The organism is Polynucleobacter sp. 78F-HAINBA (assembly GCF_018882325.1).
Lineage (GTDB): Bacteria > Pseudomonadota > Gammaproteobacteria > Burkholderiales > Burkholderiaceae > Polynucleobacter.
Genome location: NZ_JACVOQ010000001.1, coordinates 144,489 through 169,732, shown reverse-complemented (window position 1 = coordinate 169,732; position 25,244 = coordinate 144,489). Strand labels below are relative to the sequence as shown.

21 protein-coding genes and 1 tRNA gene are annotated in these 25,244 nt (G+C 46.5%); 16 read left to right on the top strand and 6 right to left on the bottom strand.

Features of this window, described 5'->3' with window-relative positions; all coding sequences use genetic code 11:
- The first annotated feature begins 12 nt into the window (after positions 1-12).
- The 9 genes from narH (at position 13) to ICN11_RS00750 (ending at position 8,669) form a co-directional block, all read left to right on the top strand.
- Complete coding sequence (gene narH / locus ICN11_RS00790) at positions 13-1,536, top strand: nitrate reductase subunit beta (RefSeq protein WP_216182441.1); 1,524 nt, start codon at positions 13-15, stop codon at positions 1,534-1,536.
- Between the two features lie 8 nt (positions 1,537-1,544).
- The gene (narJ, locus tag ICN11_RS00785) at positions 1,545-2,222 is read left to right on the top strand and encodes a nitrate reductase molybdenum cofactor assembly chaperone (protein ID WP_370623581.1); all 678 of its coding nucleotides are present in this window, start codon (positions 1,545-1,547) and stop codon (positions 2,220-2,222) included.
- Complete coding sequence (gene narI, locus ICN11_RS00780; protein ID WP_015420604.1) at positions 2,219-2,920, top strand: respiratory nitrate reductase subunit gamma; 702 nt, start codon at positions 2,219-2,221, stop codon at positions 2,918-2,920. Before narJ ends, narI begins: the two co-directional genes overlap by 4 nt.
- Positions 2,921-2,939: 19 nt before the next feature.
- Positions 2,940-3,614: a carbonic anhydrase gene (locus ICN11_RS00775; RefSeq protein WP_015420605.1), complete on the top strand. Its 675-nt coding sequence runs from the start codon at positions 2,940-2,942 to the stop codon at positions 3,612-3,614.
- Positions 3,604-4,194, top strand: coding sequence for a nitroreductase (locus ICN11_RS00770; RefSeq protein ID WP_255532669.1), 591 nt, complete (start codon positions 3,604-3,606; stop codon positions 4,192-4,194). Before ICN11_RS00775 ends, ICN11_RS00770 begins: the two co-directional genes overlap by 11 nt.
- 68 nt (positions 4,195-4,262) lie before the next feature.
- Positions 4,263-4,811, top strand: a complete 549-nt coding sequence (locus ICN11_RS00765) for an HPP family protein (RefSeq protein WP_216182467.1) — start codon at positions 4,263-4,265, stop codon at positions 4,809-4,811.
- An 819-nt stretch (positions 4,812-5,630) separates the two neighbouring features.
- Positions 5,631-6,788 (top strand): efflux RND transporter periplasmic adaptor subunit, encoded by a 1,158-nt coding sequence (locus tag ICN11_RS00760; protein WP_255539838.1) that lies wholly within the window; start codon positions 5,631-5,633, stop codon positions 6,786-6,788.
- A complete protein-coding gene (locus ICN11_RS00755) occupies positions 6,785-7,975 on the top strand; it encodes an ABC transporter permease (RefSeq protein WP_216228699.1) in 1,191 nt (396 codons plus the stop codon). Before ICN11_RS00760 ends, ICN11_RS00755 begins: the two co-directional genes overlap by 4 nt.
- A gap of 1 nt (position 7,976) precedes the next feature.
- Entirely contained in the window at positions 7,977-8,669 is a 693-nt protein-coding gene (locus tag ICN11_RS00750) for an ABC transporter ATP-binding protein (RefSeq protein ID WP_216228698.1), read from the top strand.
- Between the two features lie 585 nt (positions 8,670-9,254).
- On the opposite strand, the gene ICN11_RS00745 is transcribed toward ICN11_RS00750, so the two are convergent.
- The 3 genes from ICN11_RS00745 to tsaE form a co-directional block, all read right to left on the bottom strand.
- A tRNA-Lys gene (locus tag ICN11_RS00745) sits at positions 9,255-9,330 on the bottom strand.
- Positions 9,331-9,416: 86 nt separating this feature from the next.
- Positions 9,417-10,754, bottom strand: a complete 1,338-nt coding sequence (locus ICN11_RS00740; protein ID WP_216228697.1) for an N-acetylmuramoyl-L-alanine amidase — start codon at positions 10,752-10,754, stop codon at positions 9,417-9,419.
- A 2-nt stretch (positions 10,755-10,756) separates the two neighbouring features.
- On the bottom strand, positions 10,757-11,287 hold the full coding sequence (gene tsaE, locus ICN11_RS00735) for a tRNA (adenosine(37)-N6)-threonylcarbamoyltransferase complex ATPase subunit type 1 TsaE (RefSeq protein WP_216228696.1): 531 nt from the start codon (positions 11,285-11,287) through the stop codon (positions 10,757-10,759).
- A gap of 43 nt (positions 11,288-11,330) precedes the next feature.
- Here tsaE and queG point away from each other — a divergent pair, with 43 nt between their 5' ends.
- Genes queG through ICN11_RS00720 form a run of 3 tightly spaced genes read left to right on the top strand, consistent with a single transcriptional unit; the run spans position 11,331 to position 13,576 of the window.
- Positions 11,331-12,425: a tRNA epoxyqueuosine(34) reductase QueG gene (queG, locus tag ICN11_RS00730; protein WP_216228695.1), complete on the top strand. Its 1,095-nt coding sequence runs from the start codon at positions 11,331-11,333 to the stop codon at positions 12,423-12,425.
- Positions 12,426-12,449: 24 nt separating this feature from the next.
- A complete protein-coding gene (locus ICN11_RS00725) occupies positions 12,450-13,235 on the top strand; it encodes an AzlC family ABC transporter permease (protein ID WP_216228694.1) in 786 nt (261 codons plus the stop codon).
- Entirely contained in the window at positions 13,235-13,576 is a 342-nt protein-coding gene (locus ICN11_RS00720; RefSeq protein ID WP_216228693.1) for an AzlD domain-containing protein, read from the top strand. Before ICN11_RS00725 ends, ICN11_RS00720 begins: the two co-directional genes overlap by 1 nt.
- A gap of 23 nt (positions 13,577-13,599) precedes the next feature.
- On the opposite strand, the gene ICN11_RS00715 is transcribed toward ICN11_RS00720, so the two are convergent.
- Together ICN11_RS00715 and ICN11_RS00710 are read right to left on the bottom strand one after the other, a co-directional pair.
- Positions 13,600-16,692 carry an FAD-binding and (Fe-S)-binding domain-containing protein gene (locus ICN11_RS00715; protein WP_216228692.1) on the bottom strand — a complete coding sequence of 1,031 codons (3,093 nt, stop codon included), beginning with the start codon at positions 16,690-16,692 and terminating at the stop codon, positions 13,600-13,602.
- Positions 16,689-17,372 (bottom strand): GntR family transcriptional regulator, encoded by a 684-nt coding sequence (locus ICN11_RS00710; RefSeq protein WP_255539837.1) that lies wholly within the window; start codon positions 17,370-17,372, stop codon positions 16,689-16,691. The genes ICN11_RS00715 and ICN11_RS00710 overlap by 4 nt, the downstream gene beginning before the upstream one ends.
- A 179-nt stretch (positions 17,373-17,551) precedes the next feature.
- Between ICN11_RS00710 and ICN11_RS00705 the strand changes: the two genes are divergently transcribed.
- The 3 genes from ICN11_RS00705 (at position 17,552) to ICN11_RS00695 (ending at position 20,639) form a co-directional block, all read left to right on the top strand.
- Complete coding sequence (locus ICN11_RS00705; protein WP_216228691.1) at positions 17,552-18,736, top strand: alanine--glyoxylate aminotransferase family protein; 1,185 nt, start codon at positions 17,552-17,554, stop codon at positions 18,734-18,736.
- Positions 18,737-18,809: 73 nt separating this feature from the next.
- Positions 18,810-19,214, top strand: a complete 405-nt coding sequence (locus ICN11_RS00700) for a heme-binding protein (protein ID WP_216179580.1) — start codon at positions 18,810-18,812, stop codon at positions 19,212-19,214.
- A gap of 6 nt (positions 19,215-19,220) precedes the next feature.
- A complete protein-coding gene (locus ICN11_RS00695; protein ID WP_216228690.1) occupies positions 19,221-20,639 on the top strand; it encodes a DEAD/DEAH box helicase in 1,419 nt (472 codons plus the stop codon).
- Here the strand turns inward: ICN11_RS00695 and gluQRS are convergent.
- Positions 20,626-21,579 carry a tRNA glutamyl-Q(34) synthetase GluQRS gene (gene gluQRS / locus ICN11_RS00690; RefSeq protein ID WP_370623580.1) on the bottom strand — a complete coding sequence of 318 codons (954 nt, stop codon included), beginning with the start codon at positions 21,577-21,579 and terminating at the stop codon, positions 20,626-20,628. The genes ICN11_RS00695 and gluQRS overlap by 14 nt on opposite strands.
- A 15-nt stretch (positions 21,580-21,594) precedes the next feature.
- Here gluQRS and dnaE point away from each other — a divergent pair, with 15 nt between their 5' ends.
- The gene (dnaE, locus tag ICN11_RS00685; RefSeq protein WP_216228689.1) at positions 21,595-25,221 is read left to right on the top strand and encodes a DNA polymerase III subunit alpha; all 3,627 of its coding nucleotides are present in this window, start codon (positions 21,595-21,597) and stop codon (positions 25,219-25,221) included.
- Positions 25,222-25,244 lie beyond the last annotated feature (23 nt).

The following is a 25,244-nucleotide window of genomic DNA, read 5'->3' as shown; positions in this document are numbered from 1 at the left end:
CGGAGAATAAAGATGAAAATTCGCGCACAAATTGGCATGGTTTTAAACCTGGATAAATGTATCGGCTGTCACACATGCTCCGTTACTTGCAAGCAGGTTTGGACGAATCGTCCAGGGATGGAGTACGCCTGGTTTAACAACGTAGAAACAAAACCAGGAATCGGTTACCCAAAAAATTGGGAAGACCAAGAGAAGTGGAAGGGTGGCTGGAAACGTAAGAGCAATGGCAAGATTGAACCCAAACAAGGTGGTAGGTCCAAGATTTGGATGAACTTATTTGGGAACCCTAATTTGCCAGAAATCGACGATTACTACGAGCCGTTTACATTTGATTATGAGCATTTACAAAGCGCTCCCGAATCTAAGGCCACTCCGACTGCTCGCCCAAGAAGCTTGATCACTGGCAAGCGCATGGAGAAGATAGAGTGGGGCCCTAACTGGGAAGAGATTTTGGGCGGTGAATTTGCTAAACGAAGCAAAGATGCTAACTTTGATCAAATGCAAAAAGACGTATGGGGCCAGTTCGAAAATACATTCATGATGTATATGCCACGTCTGTGTGAACATTGTCTGAATCCTGCTTGTGTTGCATCTTGCCCATCAGGTTCTATTTACAAACGTGAAGAGGATGGGATTGTTTTAATTGACCAGGATAAATGCCGTGGATGGCGTATGTGCGTCTCTGCATGTCCGTATAAAAAGATTTATTACAACTGGAAAAGCGGTAAAGCAGAGAAATGCATTTTCTGCTATCCACGTATTGAGGCGGGTCAACCAACAGTCTGTTCGGAAACCTGTGTTGGCCGTATCCGTTATTTAGGTGTCATGCTTTACGATGCCGACCAAATTGAAAGCGCTGCCAGCGTTGAGAACGAAAAAGATTTATATAAAGCACAGTTGAAGGTATTTTTGGATCCAAATGATCCAGAAGTACAGAAACAAGCTTTAGCTGACGGCGTGCCTCCATCTTGGGTGGAGTCTGCCAAAAAGAGTCCTGTATACAAAATGGCGATGGATTGGAAAATTGCATTACCACTTCATCCAGAATATAGAACGCTTCCAATGGTTTGGTATGTTCCACCACTTTCCCCGGTTACTGGGGCAGTAGAGGCTGGTTATGTCGGAGTAAATGGCCATATTCCAGATGTGAAGCAGTTACGTATTCCGGTGCAATATTTAGCCAATATGCTAACTGCTGGAGATGAGGCTCCGGTGATATCCGCCTTAGAAAAAATGTTGGCAATGAGGGCATGGCAGCGAGATAAGCATGTGGATGGCACACGCAATCTAGAGGCATTGAAACAGGCTGGCATCTCTGAGGATCAGGTGGAAGATATGTATCAGACCATGGCGATTGCTAATTATGAAGATCGCTTTGTCATTCCAACATCGCATCGTGAGTATGCAGAAAATACATTCGACATGAAGGGAAGTTGCGGCTTTACTTTTGGAAACGGATGCTCTGATGGCGACTCTGAAGCAAGTCTCTTCGGCGGCACTAAGCGTCGCACCATTCCAATTAAGCCGGCTGTTTAGGAGACATGATGAAACATTCACTACCATTACGAGCGCTTTCTAGATTTCTTCAGTATCCAGATGCAGAGCTTATTCAGCATTCAGCCGAAGTGACTAGTGCGCTATTGGCAATGCCAAAGCTCACTAAAAGGGTTCATGCCGGTTTAGTTGATTTTGTTAACCACCTGGAATCTGCAGATTTGTATGACCTGCAGGAAGAATATGTAGAGTGCTTTGATCGAGGTAGGGCGACATCCCTGCACTTGTTTGAGCATGTTCATGGAGACTCTCGTGAGCGCGGTCAAGCTATGGTCGACTTACTTCAAACTTATAAAGATGGTGGTTTAGAGTTAAGTGCTAATGAGCTTCCCGATCACTTGTCGGTAATTCTCGAGTTTGCCTCAACACTACCCTTAGATCAGTCCAGGCAATTTATTGGGGAAATGGCCCATATCTTGAATGCCGTCTACTCCACTTTAGTTGCTCGTAACAACCGTTACGCATGGTTGATAGCTGCAGCTATAGAGTTCTCCGGTGAAAAATTCAAAATTGTTGAATTGAAGATTGAGGAAGAGTCTATGGATGAAGAGTGGGCAGAGCCTCCAGCATTTGGCGGATGCTCAACCCGTGGCCAATCCAAACCTGGTGAAGAGCAACCGCTTCAATTTGTCAAACGTGCGAAAGAGTTCAAAGGAGTTCAGCCATGAGCTATCTAGATACATTTATTTTTGGAATTTATCCTTATATTTGCCTTGCGGTATTTTTTGTAGGAAGTCTTATTCGGTTTGATAGGGATCAGTACACCTGGAAAAGCGACTCAAGCCAATTATTACGTAAGAAACAATTGCGCATAGGCAGCATCTTCTTTCATATTGGCGTGCTCTTTTTATTCTTTGGCCACTTCTTTGGCATGCTGACACCACATTTCTTGTATGAGCCATTTATTACGGCCGGTCAAAAGCAAGTAATGGCTATGGCTAGCGGGGGAATTGCTGGGGTGTTTGGATTTATCGGCCTAACAATCTTATTGCACAGACGTTTAACTGATGACCGCATTCGCGCGACATCTAGGCCTAGCGATATTTTGATTGCAGTTTTGCTTTGGCTTCAGTTATTTCTTGGCCTTGCAACCATTCCTCTATCTGGCCAACATTTAGATGGTTCGGTCATGATGAAGCTGGCAGGCTGGGCTCAACATATAGTCACCTTACGTGGTGGAGCTGTTGAGTTATTAAGTGGGGTAGATTGGGTATTTAAATTGCACATGTTCTTAGGAATGACAATTTTCTTAATCTTTCCATTTACCCGACTTGTTCATATTTGGAGTGGGTTTGCATCCATCACCTATCTGGTAAGACCATATCAAATTGTACGTAGTAGAAAATTCGGTATGGGTCGTAAGTAAACGATGAGAGCAATTGACGATGCCAGATGAGTTATTAGATCGACTGCGCAAATTTCGGACAGAATATTTCCCGGCGCATCGCCAAGAATTTACAAGCCTTATTCAAAATGGGCAGACACCTAAAACCTTATTTTTAGGTTGTTCTGATTCCAGAATTGTTCCATATTTACTTACCGGAACGGGGCCTGGAGACTTGTTTATTTTGCGCAATGTAGGCGCCATTGTTCCACCTTACGATGGTTCCTATGGTATTCATGGGACGGCTGCAGGAATTGAATTTGCAGTAATGCAACTTAATGTTAGTCGAATTGTTGTATGTGGACATAGTCATTGTGGGGCAGTCAGGTCAGCTTATGAAGGGGTGCCAGAAGAGGCGATTAATTTAAGTGCTTGGCTTGAATTAATTGATGAGGCACTTTTGCCGGTCTGCCAAACCCCTGAGGCACTCCGAAGGGTGGAGCAACGCTCAGTCATCTTGCAGCTAGAACGTTTAATGGAATACCCAATGGTTCGCTCACAAGTTGAAAACAAGGAGTTAACCCTTCACGGTTGGTATTACGTAATTGAAGAGGGTGAAGTGCAGGTATTTGATGTAACTGAAGGAAAGTTTATCCCGGCGCACCATGCAGATAGCTGCGGAACCGGGCCTTACGCTGATGATCATTTTGATGGAGATCCAAAACATGTCGAATAACCAGACTGCAGAAATGGCGGCAGCATTAATTAGCTCAAGACAATCATTTTTGCCTAAAAGGCTATTTCAGCCTGGGCCTACCCCAGAGCAATTGGAAACTATTTTTTCGATGGCTGCGACGGCGCCTGATCATAATTTGACTCGTCCGTGGCGTTTTGTTATCTGCCCTCTTGAGTGCAGGGGGTTATTAGCGGACGCCTTTGCAAAATCATTGCTTGAGCGGGACCCGGGCGCAACTGAGCAACAAGTTCAGGACGCCATGGTTAAAGCCCATAGAGCACCTTTGGTAATGCTAGCAATTGTGAATGCTAGAGGTACGGATTCAGAAGTTCCACCTAGCGAACGAATTATTTCTGCTGGATGTGCCATACAGAACGTCTTTTTAATTTCCCATGCTATGGGATTTGGTGCAAGTCCAACAAGTGGTAAATCAATGTATATGAAGCCGGTAAGGGAGCTATTTGGCCTTCAAGATTACGAGGATCCATTGTGTTTTATTAATATAGGCACCCCAGATAGATCCACCCCTCCAAAGTCACGTATGGTCCCCTCCGAATTTGTGACTACCTTGGAGTTCTAAGCGCCTAATTAACTAATAACCTAAACAAATATAGCTTGAATATTGATTTCTGCTAAATTCTCTAATATATGAGTAATCGTTGGGAAAGCTATCTATCTAGACTTAAAAAGTACATCCCACCAGATCCTTATGGATTTTCTTGGTTAGAAATCCTTAGGATTTGCTTTGGGGTAGATGTGCTGATCATTGCTGTTGTGATGTTTAATGAGCTAGTTGGCGTACCTGAGCAAGCGGTGCCTATCAATGCTGCTTTTTTGGTGATGGCGCTGATGATTTTTCTAATGCCATCTAGCCCGATGTTTCATCCTAAGGCAATTATCGAAGGCAACGTGGTTTCTGCATTACTGGCTGCAGCCAGCGCCTCTATCTTCCCTTCGCCATTTGTGGGAATGCCAGCAGCGGTTGTCGCTTCAGCTTTAGCTATGTATAGTTTAAAGTGCTTTAGCCCAACAGCTTTATTACTGGCAATGTTTATCGCCGCTGGAAATATTAGTAGCTATTACTTTGCGATCTATCCTATTTTTGCGGACTCGTTAGTCCTGGTTGCCGCTGCATATCTGTACGGAAAATTAACCAAGAAACCCTACCCGATTAAGGAACTTAGCAAACAGGGTTAAAAGCAACGCAACATATGTAATTTAGAATAAGTCCTAGTCTTGGGATGCGCTTTAAATTACCTCAATGCAGTATTTTTGACTAAGTGGGGGTGTGTATGGGAAAGAAAGATTCTTGCCCGTTGGACGGAAGCTGGACTCGCGATCATTGCACGGCATATAACGATCGTAAAAAGCATCAAACTCTGTCTGAGTGTGTGCATAGAGATAATTGCACTAATTTTAGGAAAATTATAGAGTCTGATCTGGATGAGTCAGTATCAAGTTCAAAAAAAATTTTATTAAATGGAATTCCTAATATTTTTGAGGATTAATTTCTTTTTTGGAGGCATTAATCGATACACTTGAAAACGCAAAATCTCCAATCTGAAATTAAACTACGAGAACCTTTAAATTTAGTTGGGTTATTTATCTAGGCGTTGCTTTGACTAAGGTTTAAGCTTCAAAAGACTTCGCAAATACCCAAATCTACAATAGAAGGACAGCTATTGCTAGATTAAGCGATCACATATTGGCCATTGAATTCTTATTATCAATGTTGTGTTTTTTGGATTTATCTTCGGGTACAAATAATGCATTTTTAGTTTATTTAATTTTTTTGCTGCCTGAAGATCATTATTCATTATATCTTAAAATATAATGAATAATGATCCAAGAAAAAGCAAAGTAGACAAAAAGCGAGAGTTAACTTTGATTGAGTTGATCTCCTGTGAGATGGGTAATTAAATCGCTATTTGACAACCAAAAGGAGCATCATTAAGGGACACATCTCGTTCACTTAAGTTTATTGATGGTTCGCAAAATATAAACCTAGATTCAAATATGAATACCACAATTAAATTAAAAGAACTTTTTAGTTCACTGCTGCTCCGAATGCGTGAATTGGACATTACCCGTCGTCAATTACTGATGGGTCTCACGCTTACATTTTTATTGGTCGTATTTGGATTTGTTGTTCTAAATTCTGGGCCTTTAGCATCAACTAAAGTGACGATTATTAAAGTTAGCGACCAATCGCTTGCGCCTACGCTATTCGGGGTAGGAACAGTTGAAGCCAGGCGGGCGTATTTGATGGGGCCGGTAGTTGCTGGACGCGTTTTAAACGTATATGTAGATGTGGGCAATTTGGTTAAAGAAGGGCAATTACTTGCCGAGATGGATTCTATTGATCTGAATCAGAGAATGATTGCTGCTCAGGCACAAGTGACTGATGCAAAGGCACGCTTACTGCTGGCTTCTGAAACGTACAAGCGATATGTGGAGTTGGGAAAGAAAAATTTTATTAGCCCAATTGTTGTTGAAGGCAAGTCACAGGAACTCAATTCAGCAAAAGCGATTGTTCAAAAAACAACTGCTGATTTGGCTGGACTTAAACAACAAGAGCTTAATATTAAATTAAGGGCTCCAGTAGATGGGATCATTACATCTAGAGATGCCGAGCCAGGCTCAACTGTTATTGCTGGTCAGGCGGTTTTAAAATTAATCGACCCAACGAGCCTATGGATTAAGACGCGTTTTGACCAAGGTAAGTCAATGGGATTAGCCGTTGGCTTAGATGCAAATGTGATATTGCGCTCTAATCCACATCACCCAATCTCGGGCAAGGTAGTTCGCGTTGAGATGCTCAGTGATAGTGTTGCGGAAGAACGCATTGCCCAAATTGAAATGATAGATATGCCCAAGACTGTTTCAGTTGGGGAGATGGCAGAAGTGACATTGCAATTAGCCCCCAGTGAATATGGCCTTAGCTTGCCCAATGCAAGCATTAAAAAGAGGGGTGATGAAACTGGGGTATGGGTGCTCAAAGATGGCAAGCCCTACTTTGCTCGAGTACAAGTTGGACAAAACGGCTTAAATGGTCAAGTGGTTATTCTGAGTGGACTTAAGAGTGGTGATGAAGTTGTTCTCTATAGCGATGCTGAAATTAAAGAAGGGCAGCGTATTAAGGTAGTTGATTCTTTATTGAAGAAAACACCGTGATTAGCCTAGCAGGTCGTGACATTGCGCATTCTTGGGGTAAGTTTGCTCTAACGGGATTGGGTCTCGGACTGCTAATCGGTGTCACTCTAACAATGGCAGGGGTATATCGAGGCATGGTGGATGATGCCATGGCCCTACTAAACAATAGTGGTGCAGATCTTTGGGTGGTACAAAAAGATACCCAAGGCCCTTATGCTGAAGCATCCAGTATTCGAGATGATTACGTCAGGGGCGTGTTGGGGATGCCGGGCGTTGCACGCGCAGCTAACATCACCTATCTCACAATGCAGGTTCGTAAAGGGCAGAGTGACACTAGAGCCATGGTGGTTGGGGTGGAAAGTGGGCAGCTTGGTGAGCCGGCTTATTTGATTTCTGGTCGACACATAGTCCAATCACACTATGAAGCTTTAGCAGATATCAAAACGGGGTTTGAGCTAAACGACCTGATTCAAATTAAGCGCCATCAGTATCGGGTAGTAGGTTTAACTCGCCGTATGGTTTCATCGGGCGGCGATCCAATGGTATTCATTCCGATTAAAGATGCACAAGAGGCGCAATTTCTAAAGGACAACGATGCGATTCTGAATGATCGCGCCAGAAATACAGCTAATCCAAGTTTGAATCGCCCCATTCCTGGGTTATTGGATGCTATTACGGCATCGCAATCTACCAATCATAGCGTTAATGCCATCCTTGTTCAAATCCAAGAGGGAAGAACTCCGGAGGAGGTGGCTAAACCAATCCGTCGCTGGAAACATCTTGAGGTGTATACAAGGGCGCAGATGGAAGAAATCCTTGTTGCCAAGTTGATCGCAAATTCTGCGAAACAAATTGGTATGTTTCTAGTGATCTTGGCGGTAGTAAGCGCTGCCATTGTGGCTTTCATTATCTACACCATGACCCTAGGAAAGATTAGGGAGATTGCCGTGTTGAAATTGATTGGCACTCAAAATAGTACTATTGGCAGCATGATTCTGCAGCAAGCCCTTGGCTTGGGGTTAATTGGTTTTGTTGTGGGAAAAACTTCTGCTACTTTTTGGGCGCCGCTGTTTCCAAAGTATGTTTTATTAGAGCCTGTAGATGCAATCATCGGATTCATTTTAGTGATGGTCATATGCGCTTTAGCTAGTACCTTGGCGATTAGAGTTGCTTTGCTGGTAGATCCCGCCCAAGCAATTGGAGGCTGATATGAGTACTTACAGCATTCAATTAGAAGGGCTTAGAAAAACTTACGGACATGGTGACGCTGCTGTAGATGCCCTCAAAAATGTCAATATGCAAATTGCTCCAGGTGAAGTGGTGGGGCTTATTGGCCCATCTGGATCCGGAAAAAGTACGCTACTGAAATGTCTAGGGGCAGTCATTGAGCCCACAGCAGGTCGCATGACTTTGGGTGGTGAAGTGATCTACGAGAATGGTTGGAAGATTAAGGACTTAAGAGCTCTGAGAAGAGACAAAATTGGCTTTATTTTCCAGGCGCCTTATTTAATTCCATTTCTGAACGTGACGGATAACGTGGCGCTTTTACCTATGCTTGCGGGGGTGCCAAACAATATTGCTAGAGCGCGCGCTAGAGAGTTGCTAGAGGCTTTAGATGTTGCACATCGGGCTAATGCTAACCCATCAGAATTATCCGGTGGAGAGCAGCAACGCGTCTCTATTGCAAGAGCATTAGCCAATAGACCGCCTGTCATTTTGGCTGATGAACCGACAGCTCCTTTGGATAGCGAAAGAGCCTTAGGAGTGATGGGGATCTTAAATCAAATGGCTAGCCAATATCAGACTGCAATTATTGTGGTTACTCACGATGAAAAAATCATTCCTTTATTTAAGCGGATTTACGCTATTAGAGATGGGCAAACTATTGAGGAATCTAGATAGAAATCCATTATTAATTTCCCAGTCAATAAAAGTCACCTTAGGTCGTTAGTCGCAGTTCACCAAAAAAGCGTTAGTTAAAGTAATGCTTAATAGCCTTGTAAAATTTTTTTGGAGCAACAAGGTGTTCAGAGCGCTGCCCCAAAGCTTTTTGATTTAGAAGGCCAAAGAGTGAGAGAGCGCTTCTTTTGCTTTCATTGAATTAGTCGCACAAATATATACACACGCCGATATTTTGGAGGCTTAACCTCTTGAAATTCTGGTGGCTTTCATTAGATGTATCCTCTCATAATCCTTTGGTGCCGGGTTCAAGTCCTGATGGGCCCACTAAAAAACTCTTAAACCATCTTCGGCTGATTTTGCTAGCTGCCCGTCCCTTATGGGTCGTTAGCTGCCTGCCAGATATCCACATATAAAATGTCGGTTAACCCGACAACCGTCCTGTTTAGAGACGCTCAGTCTCTCCCGGCGCCTGCCATCCTGACTCATCACGGCTCAATAGATTTTCCATTGAGCCCATACAGTGGCCAACGCGTTCCAAACAGCCAAAAGAAAAGGGACCACATTGCTGTGATCCCTTTGTATAACTGGTGGGTCGGGCGAGATTCGAACTCGCGACCAACGGATTAAAAGTCCGCTGCTCTACCGACTGAGCTACCGACCCAGTAAGACTGAAATTATAGCAAGAACTTGGTTTGACTTCCCGCGGTTTGCTGGGTTTTCCCTCTACGCCTTGTAGCTACAAGAGCGTTACGCGTTTGCCCGTCTGGCTACCGGCGGGTTTTTGGAGAAATAGTCCTTAATTCCTCTCAAAATTGCCTCTGCAATACGGTCTTGGTAGGCGTCGTCATTGAGGCGAGCTTCTTCCTGGGGGTTGCTGATAAAGGCAGTTTCTACCAGGATGGATGGGATATCGGGGGCCTTAAGAACCGCAAAGCTAGCTTGCTCAACTTTGGCTTTGTGTAATGGGGCAAACCCACTAATCTGCTTGAGGATCGATGTGCCTACTTGCAGCGAGTCTTTGATCTGGGCGGTGGTCGACATATCTAGCAATAAATTCGCCACCTGCTTATCTTGCGTCTTGATATTGATGCCACCAATTAAGTCGGAAGCATTTTCTTTATTAGCCATCCAGCGTGCGGTTGTGCTACTGGCACCCATTTGGGATAGAGCAAAAACTGATGCTCCTTTTGCTCTGGGTTCAATAAAGGCATCCGCATGAATAGAGACAAAGAGATCTGCCTCTACTCGGCGTGCTTTTTGTACCCGAGTATGTAGCGGTACAAAGTAATCGCCATCTCTAGTGAGGAATGGACGCATGTAAGGATCATTTTCAATCTTGTCACGCAAACGTTTGGCAATCGAGAGCACCACATGCTTTTCTTTGGAGCCCATCGTGCCAATTGCACCTGGATCCTCTCCGCCATGACCAGCATCGATTGCAATAGTAATAAGACGTTTATGTTTTGCTTGAGCGGACGACTCTTTAACGTCCGGAATTGCTTGAGCTACCGGAGCCTTTGGAGCTTCTTTTTCTTTTTTGGTGGCGAACTGTGCAATCAGATCAATTTCTTCATTAGCTTTTTCTAGAGCGCTTTCTTTGCGGGCGCTGCTCTTGACTAATTCCATCAAAGGATCAGGCGGGATTGCTGGGTAAAGATCCAGCACCATGCGGTATTGATATTCCGCAATAGGGTCTAGCGTAAAGAGTTGAGGTTTAACTGGCTCCTTAAGATCAAATACCAAGCGAACCATTCCAGGTTGGAATTGACCCACTCGAATTTGTGAAACATAAGGATCATTCGGTTTGACTTTGGCAACTAAGTCTTTGAGTGTGGAGTTCAATTCCATGCCTTGAACGTCAACCACCAAGCGATCGGGGTTGGTGAGTAGTTGCTGGGTAATGGGTAATGCTTTATCCGACTCGAGGGTGATTCGTGTGTAATCCTCTGCTGGCCAAATACGTACACCCAAGATCTTGGCGCCCCAAGCGATCTCTGCCTCGCTAAAGAAGAGTATGAAACCCAACATCTTTGCTGAAGTCTTGAGATGCTTTCTTCTAGAGGAATTAATCAGGGGCTTGCTCATCTCTATTGGGTTTGCATCTCTTCGATAACGGCTATTCCCTGGCTGGAGCTTGCTTTGAAGCTAATATTTCTGGCACTCTCATCATCACCGGCAATGAGATGAATTTCAATATCAAAAGCGGGGAGGGTGCCTTCGGCTTTTTCTGGCCACTCCACCAAACAAAATCCGGGCTCATCAAAATGTTCTGCAAAGCCGGCTTCTTGCCATTCAAGTGGATCCCGCATGCGGTAGAGGTCGAAGTGGTGGGCTGTGATGTTTGTAGCGGTGGATGGATTGCTACTGTTGATTTGAATAGGATAAGGCTCACACAAGGTATATGTTGGGCTCTTGACGCGACCCTCGAATCCCAAGGCTTGTATTAGATGGCGAGCAAAGGTGGTCTTGCCGGCTCCCAGATCACCCTCTAGGGAGATATTGAGGTGAGTGCTTTGATCTGCTTGGAAAAGATGGCTAAGGCTGCTGGCAAGCTTTTGCGCTAAAGCAGTGGTATCCGCTTCTTGCCTACAATATTGATTAAATGAATTCTGAGCCATTTGCCTAGTTTATTCAATTATTAAGCTACATTCTGTATTCCTAATGACTTCTTCCCAAATACCGAACCCTGTTGATCAGGCCAATCTTCGTGAATGGCTAGATGAACAGTCTCGTACATTGGGTTTTGATGGTTTACGTATCACTGATACCCATCTTGGTTTAGCTACAGAGCGGCTTCACGAGTGGTTAGAGCAGGGTCGCCATGGTCAGATGGAATATATGTCTAGGCATGCCAATGTTCGCTCTGATCCGAGCATGCTGGTTCCAGGAGCTGTCAGGGTCATTTGCGTCACCATGAATTACCTATCACCCACAATTGATTTTGACCCTGAGTGGGATAGATTGAGGGATCCCACTCAAGCTGTGGTCTCAATGTATGCGCGAGGGCGCGACTATCACAAGGTCATGCGTAATCGTTTGCAAGAATTTGCGCAGCTGATAGAAAAGAGAATTGGATCATTTGGTTATCGTGTCTTTACGGATTCAGCACCATTGATGGAGGTCGAGTTGGCTCGTAAGGCTGGCTTGGGTTGGCGAGGTAAACATACATTGCTACTCAATCGTGAATCTGGATCGACATTCTTTTTGGGAGAAATCCTAGTCGATGTTCCGCTACCAATTGATCAAGAAGAAGAATCGCATTGTGGAACTTGCCAAGCCTGTATTGATGTTTGTCCAACACAAGCAATTACTGCGCCTTACCAGTTGGATGCCCGACGTTGCATCTCCTATTTGACGATTGAAAATCCTGATGCCATTCCGATAGAGTTTCGTAGGGCGATGGGTAATCGTATTTACGGATGTGATGACTGCCAATTGATTTGCCCTTGGAATAAATTTGCACAAAGATCTACCCTGCCAGATTTTGCTGAGCGTCATGGTCTTGGTAGGGCAAGCCTCTTGCAGCTTTGGTCTTGGACTGAAGATGAATTTGAAAAGCGCCACGAGGGCAGCGCCATCCGCCGTATCGGTTATTCCCGCTGGCGCAGAAACTTAGCGGTCGCTATGGGTAATGCTCTAGCTGATAGTACTGTTCCTGAGATGGATAAAGATTTGCTACGAGCAGCTTTGTCTGATGTTTTGCCCGTGGCGGATGCCTTGGTGGCCGAGCATATTGTTTGGGCGCTAGGTTCTTAAGTCCATCTCACTTACAATCATTTCATGTCATCAGCCGATCAGCCCTATATAGACCCTAGCGAAATTGCTCTCGAAGGTTCAGCAGCGCAGCGTTTTAAAAATCGCAGCGATGCTTTCTGGACGGGTATTCGGGATGCTGCAGGCGCGCCAGCCATGGTCTTATTTGCAGGCATGGTGGGCTTTGGAGCGATGGGCAAAACCAATGGCGTAGATGCTTGGTTTACTGGAGCGACTAGCTTCTTAATGTTTGCCTTGCCTGGCCAGGTAGTTTTGCTAGAGATGGCGATTACGGGATCATCAGTCTTGGCAATTATTTTGGCCGTCTCCCTAACATCTACTCGCTTCATTACGATGACGGTAACCCTCTTTCCGCAGTTCCATGAAAAAGATCGTAATCATCGCCTCTATGCTTCGGTGCATTTATTGGCAATGACTGCTTGGGCTATCTCGATGCGCGAGTTTCAGACGATGGAAGCAAAGCATCGACTGAGTTACTTTGTTGGCTTGGGATTGTTGTGTTGGCTAATATCTATCCCAGGAACTATCTTGGGATATTTTCTGGCCGGTATGGTGCCCGCAGCCATCACGCTTGGCCTCGTTTTCATTAATCCCCTATTCTTTTTGCTGACCTTTACTGAGGTGAAGCCTTGGATTAATCGGATTGCGATTGGCCTGGGATTTGTGCTCGGACCTTTTTTCTTTATCTTGGACCGCGATACCAGCTTGCTTACTACTGGCTTGGTAGCAGGAACTGCCGCTTACTTCTTTGATCGCAAGGTATTGCGTAAGAAAGCAGGGGTGATCAGTTAATGAATACCGCTCTTCAAGGATGGGGTTTGTGGATCGCTTTGGCTGGCGCCACAGTCGGGACCTACTTCTGCCGCGCAATTGGTGTCTTACTTGCAAAACGCATTAATCAAGATAGCGAGATCTTTCGTTGGCTTGCAGCGGTGACTTATGCGATGGTTGCTGCCCTAGTTGTCAGAATGATTCTGATGCCGATTGGTCTTCTAGCAACCGTCCCCGTATGGATTCGGATTCTCATTTGTGTGCTTAGTATCGGTGTGATGGTTTCTAAGCCAACACGCCGTCTTGTCCCAGCCTTATTGACTGGAACGCTCTTGATGCTCGCTTACGGGGTAATGCGCTAAGTCAATCGCCTCAATAATTTGGTTTAGAGATGGGCTGCCAAAATTTTGGCAATGTGTACGGCGTCTCTTTGTGTGCCATCAGTAATTTGGTGGCGACAGCTTGTCCCATCTGCAACGACCCAACTATCTGGCGCTTTCCGTATTGCTGGCAATAGGCTGGCTTCTGCCATTTGCTTTGACACTTCAATATGTTCAGCTTCATAGCCAAAGCTACCCGCCATACCGCAACAAGAAGACTCAATGAGCTTGGGCTCCGCGTTGGGAATTAACTTTAAGAGTTCCATTGCTGGTGTAACGGCAGCAAATGATTTTTGATGGCAATGCCCATGAAATAACACAGGGCGCGAAGCAGGTTTTAATTGCAGTTGGAGCTTTTCACTCTTTGCTTCGCCAGCTAAGAATTCTTCTAAGAGTTGTACATGCTTGCTTACCGTTACTGCGCGTTCACCAAAACCCATCACCAATGCTTCATCCTTCAAGGTAAAGAGACAGGAAGGCTCGAGACCAATAATCGGGACGCCTTGTTCAGCAAATGGGGCAAGATGGTTAACCAATTCATCCAAGCTAGCTTTAGCCTTATCGACCATGCCGGCAGCTAAATAGGTGCGACCACAGCAGAATTCTTTAGAACAGGTATTTGGTGTTGAGCTTACTTCTGAGTTTTGCTTATCCAAGCGCTTCTGTGGAATATGTACGCGATATCCAGCAGCCTTTAGAACAGCTAATGCGGCTTGTAAGTTTTCATCTTCAAAGTAAGCGTTGAAGGTGTCAGCTAACAGCACAACCCCTTTATTACCATTCGTATCAGCGTGGCTAAGCTCCGCCGGCGTAAATTGATAAGGCGCATTGGCACCCTTGTCGCTCCAGAATGTTTTTGCTTTCCACGTTGGCAAACTTCTTTGTGCAGAAATACCCATGACCCACTCTTGTAATTTAGCAATCGGCGCAATGTGGTTGCGAAGATTAAGTAGGGCGGGGAGTCCAGGAATGCTGCTAATAATTGGCGCATATTTAGGTAGGTAGGCCACCGCTAAATCGCGCAGCGTATGACCAGTTCGCTTCTTATAGGCTGACAAAAACTCAATTTTCATCTTGGCCATATCTACGCCGGTTGGGCATTCACGACGACAGGCTTTGCAGCTAACACAGAGTTCCATTACCTCTTTAATGGCATCGCTTCCGAGAGGCGAGCTTTCATCCTTGACATCTAGCTGATTGGAGAGTGCGAGACGCAGTGTGTTGGCGCGACCACGAGTGAGGTGTTTTTCATCACGTGTAACGCGATAGCTTGGACACATCACTTCAGCGTCGAACTTGCGGCAGTGGCCATTGTTATTACACATCTCGACTGCTTTAGCTAAGCCCATCGCAGGGTCGCCACCAGTGCCAGGCGCACTTGTTTCTTCTGTGACTGGATTATTCTGAACATTCCACGCAGACCAATCTAAAGCCGGTTGTAGTGGAATGACTTTGTAGTTTGGTGGAAAGCGGAAGTTGCTCGCGTCATCCATTTTGGGGGGATTAATGATCTTGCCGGGATTAAATAATCCGTTTGGATCAAATGCATGCTTGATTTCTGCGAGAGCTTCAGTAATCTTGGGGCCAAACTGCCAAGAGATCCATTCGCCACGGCAGAGTCCATCGCCGTGCTCACCGCTATAGGCGCCTTTGTATTTGCGAACAAGTGCTGATGCTTCTTCTGCGACTGCACGCATCTTTTGTGCGCCATCACGACGCATATCTAAGATCGGGCGAACGTGAAGGGTGCCCACTGAAGCATGTGCATACCAAGTACCGCGTGAACCATATTTAGAAAATACATCTGTCAGTGCTTGGGTGTATTCAGCAAGACTTTCTAATGGGACTGCACAGTCCTCAATGAAGCTAACTGGTTTGCCATCGCCCTTGAGGCTCATCATGATGTTCAGACCAGCCTTACGAACTTCCCATAAATTCTTTTGCAAGCCGGCATCAGGCATCGCAACTACTGAACCCGGAAGTCCTAAGTCACCCATGAGGCTTTGCAAAGACTTTAGTTTCTCGAGCAAGGGCGCATGCGCTTCTCCCGAGAACTCTACTAATAAGATGGCTTCAGGTGTTTGGGCGTTAGCATCAATCAGTGCCGTCTCAATAGTTTTCTTGAAACTTGGGTTGTGACGCGCCAAGTCAATCATGGTGCGGTCTACCAACTCAACAGCCGTAGGCCCCAATTTAACGATATGTTGCGCACTATCCATTGCTTTAAAGAAGCTTGCAAAATTCACTACGCCAAGCACCTTGTGTTGCGGTAGGGGTGCTAGTTTCAGTTCAAGCGATTTGAAATAGGCTAAGGTGCCTTCGCTGCCTACTAAGAGGTGCGCTAGGTTGACACTGCCATCCTGTGTGTAAGGGCGCTCGCTTTGCGGATGAAATACATCGAGGTTGTATCCAGCAACACGTCGCAATACTTTAGGAAAGTGCGCTTCAATTTCAGGCTGGAGTGTATTGGCTAGACCTTTTACAAAGTCACCAAGTTGTTTTGCAGCGCCAGAACTATGTGCGTAATTGCCGAAGCTAGCGACCTGCCCATTTGCTAACCAGGCATCAATTCCTAAAACGTTGTGCACCATATTGCCGTAAGCAATCGAGCGGCTGCCGCAAGAGTTATTGCCCGCCATGCCGCCAATCGTTGCCTGTCCTGCGGTAGAGACGTCTACGGGATACCAGAGGCCGTGCGGCTTGAGAGCAGCGTTGAGGTGATCTAAAACAATGCCAGGCTCAACGACTGCCGTCGCTTTTTCTGGATCCGCATGCAAGAGTTTGCGAAAGTATTTGGTGTTATCAATAACGAGTGCTGTACCAGTGGTCTGGCCACACTGACTGGTGCCTCCGCCACGCGGCAAAACTGGGACACCTAGATCGGCTGCAATTTGGATAGCGGTCGCAATATCTTCAGCGGTCTTCGGTACGAAGACCGCAACAGGCATGGCTTGATAGATGGATGCATCGGTTGCATAACGTCCACGACTGGCCATGTCCGTCATGACTTCGCCGGTGGTTTCTTGTTTCAGGCGCTTGGCTAGCTCTGCCTTATTGGCAACGAATTCCGGTAAGGGCAAATCCAGTGGCTTGTTCATGCTGCAACCTTCTCGTTAGATTCTGAGTCAACTAATTGAATAACCACATCACGCTTATTCATGACATGCTGCATCATGACTTTGCGCATACGAACGCTATCGCGCGCCTTTAATGCATCCAACATTTCTTGATGCTCACCTACGGCTTTCTCCCACTTCACGCCATCTTGATTGGAGCGAAAGCGGAGCGCCTCGATGCGCGCGTTAACCTGAGTAAATAGTTGACTTAAGAAGGGGTTGTTCGCTGCGTGATTAATTGCTTGATGAATCTTGAGATTGAGTCGGTAGTAGCTAGAAAGATCTCTACGCGCGTACGAGGCCATCATTTCGTATTGAAGTGCTTCAAGTTCAATGAGTGCTTGATCGCTAATGTTTTGTGCCGCTAGCTCACCAGAGTAGCCCTCTAAATTTGCAATCACATCAAAGGTATGGATGATGTCGTCCCGCGTCAATTGAACTGCGATCGCACCGCGATTGGCGATCAGTTCAACCAGCCCATCGGCAGCCAAGCGACGAATCGCCTCCCGAATAGGGGTGCGCGATACATTGAGTTGCTCTGCTAGCTCGCGTTCATTCAGTTTGCTACCGGGGGTGATTGCACCTTCCACCAATAAGGATCGGAGCTTTTGGAAGGTTGCTTCGTGCAAGTTTTGTGTATTTGGGGGTACTGTGAGCATCATTTGAAATGCCTTAAATTTGTATACATATTTACTATAACCCATCAATAAGCATAAATAACGCTATAAAAGCCTTATTTTTTACTTATTTGATAAATATTTTGCATACAAAATTGTAAATTGCCAAAAAGTACCTTACACTGGTTTGCAAGATTAACTACAAAAACCAAGCGAGACTCAGCATGCTAAAACTAGATAACCACCTCTCAGGACGTCATTTCTTACACATTCCTGGTCCAAGCCCAGTGCCTTCACGCATTCTGCGGGCAATTAGCTATCAAACGATTGATCACCGCGGCCCTGAATTTGGTGCATTTGGTCTCAAGGTTTTGGATGGCATCAAGAAGATTTTTAAGACCGAACAGCCTGTGATTATTTATTCCGCTTCTGGCACTGGTTCTTGGGAGGGCGCTTTAGTTAATGTCCTCAACCCTGGCGATAAGGTGCTCTTTTATGAAACCGGTCACTTCGCAAACTTGTGGCGCGCTCTAGCCAAAAAGATTGGCATTGAAGTTGAGGTAGTAGGTAAAGCAGGTGCGGATACTTGGCGCTGGGGTGTTGATGCATCCGTGATTGAAGAGCGCTTACGCAAAGATACTCAGCATGAAATCAAAGCGGTTTGCGTAGTTCATAACGAAACCTCTACTGGCATGACATCCAATATTGCTGCGGTTCGCAAGGCGATTGATGATGCAAAACATCCAGCGCTATTACTTGTGGATAGCGTATCTGGATTGGGTTCAGCGGACTATGAGCATGACAAATGGGGTGCTGACGTAACCGTTTCTGGTTCACAAAAAGGTTTGATGTTGCCTCCAGGAATTGGCTTCAATGCATTGTCACCAAAAGCGATTGAAGCAAGTAAGCACAGCACAATTCCAAAGGCCTACTTAGCTTGGGATGAAATTTTAGAATCGAATAAAACGGGCTACTGGCCGACTACGCCAAGCACCAATTTGATGTACGGTTTGCATGAAGCCATCGACATGATGCAGACCGAGGGCTTGGATACGATTTTTGCTCGCCATCAACGCTTGGCTGAAGCTTGTCGTCGCGCGGTTGCGGCTTGGGGTCTCGAGAACCAGTGTTTGGATCCAAATGCGTATTCACCAGTATTAACAGCGATTGTGGTTCCGGAGGGAATGGATGCGGATGTACTACGTAAGCATGCTCTGGAAAAGTTCAATCTTTCGCTCGGAACTGGCTTGGGCAAGCTCAAAGGCAAGATTTTCCGTATCGGCCACCTTGGCGATTGCAATGAATTGAGCCTAATGGCTGCATTAAGTGGCGTAGAGATGAGTTTTAGCTCTATTGGCTACAAACCCAAGGCCAGCGGTGTAGTTGCGGCCCAAGAGTACCTAAAGTAAGGCTTGGTCGGCAGACTCAACCTATAATTCACCATATATATCAATAGCATTAGAGACAGAGAGATTAATCATGTTGGCAACTAAACCGTATTTAACCCAGGCTGATGTTCAAAAGATTTTGGATGCAGCAGACAAGCATGCTGCAGCAAATAACTGGGCAGTGACTATCGCCGTTTGTGATGATGGCGGACACGTTTTGGGTTTAACTCGTCGCGATGGTTGCGCTCCTGTCTCTGCTTACATCGCTCAAGAAAAAGCGCGTACTGCTGCAATGGGTAAACGTGAGAGCCGCGTATACGAAGAAATTATTAATAACGGACGTATCTCCTTTTTATCTGCCCCACATATTTCGGGCATGTTGGAAGGTGGCGTCAATATCGAGGTAAATGGGTTTACCATCGGCGCAGTCGGCGTTTCCGGCGTTAAATCGACTGAGGATGCCGAAACCGCGAAGGCCGGCATTGCAGCCATTCTGTAAGTTACCTTGACAAATACTGTTCCTGAAATAAATTCCCCTACCGGCGCTACTGAGAGTAGCGCCACCCCAGCAACAATTACCTTTGCTGACTTTGGATTAGATCCAAAGATTCAAAAAGCGGTATCTGAGCAGGGTTACAACACCCCAACTCCGATTCAAGCGCAATCTATTCCGCACGTTTTGGCGGGAAGCGATTTGATGGGCGCGGCTCAAACGGGTACTGGTAAGACGGCTGCTTTTGTGTTGCCGATCATTCAAAAGATTCTGCGTCACGCGAGTAGTAGCGCATCGCCTGCTCGTCATCCTATTCGCGCCTTGGTGTTGACACCGACACGTGAGTTAGCTGTTCAAGTTGCTGAGAATGCAGCGAGCTATTCCAAGCACACTGATTTACGCGCTGCCGTGGTTTATGGTGGCGTGGATATGAAAGAGCAAGTCGCCACACTGCGTGGTGGCGTAGAAATTTTGATTGCCACTCCGGGTCGCTTGCTTGACCATATTGGCTCCAAAGTAGCCAATCTCTCTCAAGTAGAAATTCTGGTTCTGGACGAAGCAGATCGCATGCTCGATATGGGCTTCTTGCCTGACTTGCAACGCATCATTGATTTGATTCCAGCGCAGCGCCAAACACTTTTGTTCTCGGCAACGTTTTCTCCAGAGATTAAAAAATTAGCGCAAAGTTATTTGCGTACACCGGTCACAGTTGAAGTGGCTCGTCAGAATGCTGCAGCAGATACCGTCAAGCAAGTGGTGCATATGGTGTCTAGTGCGGACAAGCAACGTGCGATTGTGAAAGTGCTTGAAGCGCGGACACGTCAAGGTTTGTCCCGTCAGTGCATCATCTTTACTAATAGCCGTTTGGGTTGTGCTCGATTGGCTCGCTCATTAGAGCGCGATGGTATTAAAGCGGGTGCGATTCATGGCGACAAGAGTCAAGGTGAACGCACTTTAACGCTGGACGCATTCAAGTCTGGCGCGATTGAGGCTCTGGTTGCAACAGACGTAGCTGCACGTGGTTTGGATATTCCTTCGATGCCTTGCGTAATTAATCACGAGCTACCATTTAATGCAGAAGACTTTATTCACCGCATTGGGCGTACAGGTCGTGCGGGCAGCAAAGGTGATGCGATTGCATTGGTCGATGCCAGTGAAAAACGTTTGCTCGACGATATTGAAAAGTTGATGAAACGAAAGCTGGATATTCAGCCGCTACCTGAAGGAAGTCCTAGTTCTGCGCCAAGCAGAAGCTTATCAAGATCAGATGCGCCAGCCAAAATGTCAGATCCATTTTTCTATAAGCCGTATGAGCCTAGCGCTGCAACTAAGCCATCTTCAGAAACTACCAATCCTGAAGAGAAAAAAGTCGGTATCACGCCTGCAAGGCCAGCTGTTGGTGCTTTGCTCGGCGGCTTTAAGAAGAAATAATTTTTCTATTCCAAGCCTGGGTGGCTGCTAAAAGCCACTCAGCAATCGAAGTATCTTTTCCATCCGGAAGATCTCTCAATCCTAAATGTCCTGCAGCTTTACGTAACTCCTGTAAAGCCTGTTGTGCATTCTCAGTTTGAATACCACTCGCTAAAGTTTGCTTGCTAAGCTTTTCACCATGCTCATCCAGCACCAGGGGCAGGTGTAAATAGTTTGGCGTTGAATATCCCAAAACATCTTGAAGATGGATTTGTCTTGCCGTGTTATTAAGTAAATCTGCACCACGCACAATGTGCGTTATTCCTTGCTCGGCATCATCCACCACTACCGCCAGTTGATAGGTGAATACGCCATCTCGACGGCGCAGTACAAAATCTCCCACTTCTCGATTGAGATCCTGGCTTTGTTTGCCTAGAGCTAGATCTTCAAAATGAAGGCTGAGGCCTGGGGGAAGGGCGAGTCTCCAAGCCACCCCATCCAGGAGGACGCTTTCATCGTTGTATGTGGGGATTTCTTGGGGGCGGCAGGTTCCAGGGTAGACCATCTCTTGATTGCGCGGGGTAATGACTCCACGAGCCTCTAGGGTGTTTGCAATGCTTTGCCGGGAGCAGGTGCAGGGATAGACGATTTGGAGCCTATTTAAGCGCTCTAGAGCCCTTTTATAGCGCTCTTGACGCTTGGATTGCCAGGTTGGCTCCTCGTCCCAGCTGAGGCCGCAGGCAATCAATTGGCGCAGGATTTCTTGATCCGCCCCCGGAATGCAGCGAGGGGTATCTAAATCTTCGATTCTGAGCAGCCATTCCCCTTGATTTTGTCGGGCATCTAGCCAGCTTCCCAGGGCCGCAACTAGCGATCCCGCATGAAGCGGGCCAGTAGGCGAGGGGGCAAATCGCCCGCGATAGCCGTCGGCTGGGGGTGAGGGGTTTTTAAGGTTAGGCACAGCTAAAATGATCTCATGGCTTCACCCCGTTTTGTTCATCTGCGCGTCCATTCCGAGTTTTCAATTACGGATGGTGTCGTTCGCATTGACGATGCGGTTGCTGCAGCTGAAAAAGACGGGATGGGCGCCTTAGCGCTCACTGATTTAAGTAATTTATTTGGTTTAGTTCGTTTTTATAGCGCCGCACGTTCTGGCGGAATTAAGCCAATTGCGGGCGCGGATGTTTGGGTGAGCAATCCTCAGGACCCGGATCAGCCCTACCGTTTATTGCTCTTAGTTCAAAACCACTCTGGTTATCTCAATCTATGTCAGCTGCTGAGTAAGGCCTCCCTAGAAAATCAGACGCGTGGTCGCGCTGAAGTGGATCCTAAATGGTTTAGTGAGCCCGCATCTAAGGCTGAAGATAAAGCGGCAAAAAGAACCTTGGCGTATGGATTAATTGCGCTCTCGAGCGGACGTTGGGGTGATGTTGGTGCCGCACTGTTGGCTGGTCAAGAGGATCAAGCTAAAGATGCCGCTAAACGCTGGGCAACATTATTTCCAAACGCTTTTTATATTGAGGTGCAGCGTGGCGGTCATCCTCAGGATGAAAAGCAGCTTCAGCTGGCTTGCCACCTAGCAAGTGAATTGGATTTACCAATCGTTGCCACACATCCTGTGCAGTTTATGCAACGCAGTGATTTCACAGCGCATGAGGCGCGTGTGTGTATTGCTGAGGGTGAGCTCTTAGGTAATCCCCGTCGCACCAAAAAATTTAATGAAGAGCAATATTTCTTATCTCAAGAGGAGATGGAAAAGCGCTTTGCAGATCTACCTGTTGCACTTGCAAATTCAGTAGAGGTTGCCAAGCGATGCAATCTTTCCTTAACCTTGGGTCAGCCACGCTTACCGGATTTCCCAACACCACCTGGTATTACGCTCGACGATTATTTGTTGCAGCAATCGGAGGTTGGCTTGAAGCGCCATATGGAGCGCAACTTCCCCGATCCAGGAGATCGCGCCAAGGAAGAAGCCCGCTATCACGAGCGTCTAGTCTTTGAGGTGAAGACCATTGCTCAAATGGGCTTCCCGGGCTACTTCCTGATCGTTGCGGACTTTATCAACTGGGCAAAAAACAATGGCGTACCAGTGGGTCCTGGCCGTGGATCTGGGGCTGGTTCTTTGGTTGCTTACTCACTTGGTATTACTGACCTAGATCCATTGCGCTACAACTTGCTCTTTGAGCGCTTCTTAAATCCTGAGCGGGTATCGATGCCCGACTTCGATATTGACTTCTGTCAGCATGGGCGCGATCGCGTTATTCAGTACGTAAAGGATAAGTACGGAAAAGATGCGGTCAGTCAGATCGCTACCTTTGGAACCATGGCTGCTAGAGCGGCTATTCGTGATGTTGGTCGTGTGCTGGAGCAAGGCTATAACTTCGTTGATGGTATTGCTAAGTTGATTCCGAATAAGCCAGGTCAGTACATGACGATTGAAATGGCAAAGAAGGAAGAGAAGCAATTAGGTGAGCGCGAAAAGAATGAGGATGAAGTACGCCAGCTTTTATCTCTTGCTCAGCAGTTAGAGGGTATGACTCGCAACGTTGGTATGCATGCGGGCGGCGTATTAATCGCTCCTGGCCGCTTAACGGATTTTTGCCCGCTCTACACGCAAGAAGCAAAAGACTCCAAAGATCAAGAGAGTGGTTCTGTTATTAGTCAGTTTGACAAAGATGACGTAGAGGCTATTGGTCTGGTGAAGTTTGACTTCTTGGGCCTAACAACGCTGACGATTTTGGCGGCTGCTGAAAAATGGATTAAGACATTACATGCCGATCGCAAAGACTGGAATATTGGCGAAATTCCACTCGATGATCAAAAGGCTTTTGAAGTTTTAAAGAATGCAAATACTGTTGCCGTTTTTCAGCTAGAAAGTCGCGGCATGCAAGGCATGCTTCGTGAGGCTAAGCCTGACCGCTTTGAAGATATTATTGCGCTCGTCGCGCTTTACCGCCCAGGTCCAATGGATTTGATCCCAGACTTTATTGAGCGTAAGCATGGGCGTCAAAAAGTAGAGTATCCAGATCCACGTATCGAACCCGTTCTGCAAGAAACCTACGGCATCATGGTCTATCAAGAGCAGGTGATGCAGATGGCCCAGATGATCGGCGGCTACTCACTTGGCGGCGCGGATATGTTGCGTCGCGCGATGGGCAAGAAGAAGCCTGAAGAGATGGCGCAGCATCGTAAGATTTTTAGTGACGGTGCAAAAGCAGGTGGTATTACCGAAGGCAAAGCCAACGAGATTTATGACTTGATGGAGCGTTTTGCAGGCTATGGATTTAATAAGTCTCATGCTGCTGCTTATGCGCTCTTGGCATATCAAACTGCTTGGTTAAAAGCGTACTACCCTGCTGAATTTATGGCGGCCAACTTATCGCTCGCAATGGATGACACCGATAAGGTGAAGATTCTGTATGACGATTGTTTGGTCAATAATATTCGCGTGTTCTCACCTGATATCAATACTGGCGTTTATGTATTTACGCCATTACGTGCCCCAGACGCAGCTCCGGATTCTCCAATCAGTCATATTCGTTATGGCTTGGGCGCAGTGAGAGGCACTGGTGAGGCTGCAATTGAAGTAATTGTGAAGGCACGTGAGTCGGGCGGTCCGTTTAAAGATCTATTTGATTTCTGTGCCCGTGTCGATCGTAGGCAGGTGAATCGTCGCGCGATTGAGGCATTGATGCGTGCAGGTGCTTTTGATAGCTTGTATAAAGACTCCATTCCTGCCGGTGGTAATCCTTACGATATTCGATCTACTTTATTAGCTTCTTTAGCGCGGGCAATCGAGGCGGCCGAACAAGCAGAAGCTTCAATCAACCAAGTGAGTTTGTTTGAGGTAGCAGGCGAAGAAGATCGCCATTTACCTGAGTTAGTGCGCGAACCAGTCTGGTCTGAGAAGAAGCGCCTGCAGGATGAGAAAAGCTCTTTAGGCCTTTGCCTTACAGGACATATGTTCGATGCCTACCGTAATGAGACTGCGCATTTTATTCGCCAGCCACTATCTAAGGTGACCGAGGGCAAAGATCAGTTGATCGCCGGCATCATTACTTCTGCCCGTATGCTGACTGGTCAGCGCGGCCGCATGATGATTGCAACCATTGATGATGGAACTGCTGCAATTGAGGTGACTCTCTATAGCGAGGTGTATGAACCGAATCGTTCTTGGCTCAAAGAGGATGAGTTGCTAGTAGCGAAAGTTAACGTTACGCCTGACAAGTTTTCTGGAGGGGTGCGGATCGTGTCAGAAGCCGTGATGGATATAACGGGTGCTCGTATGCGTTTTGCGCGTAATGTGCATCTATCTATCGATTCAGCGATTGATCTCAAGTCCTTACGTAGCCAAATTGGACCTTACTTAATGAGTAATCGTGTGCGGGATCCCAAGTTGGGGCCTGCAGCAGCCTCTATGCCAAGCACTAGCGAGGGCCTTAAAGGTTTAATGCTGACAGCTGCAGTCACTACGAGTGGTGGAGCTTGTCTAATGCAATTCCCCGAGGAGTTGCGAATCTATCCTGATGATGCTTGCTTGCATGGCTTGAATCAAATTTTGGTCGCCAAGCAATCCAGTACCGTTCAGGTTCAGTACCACTAAATCAGCAGCAGCAAAACTACCCA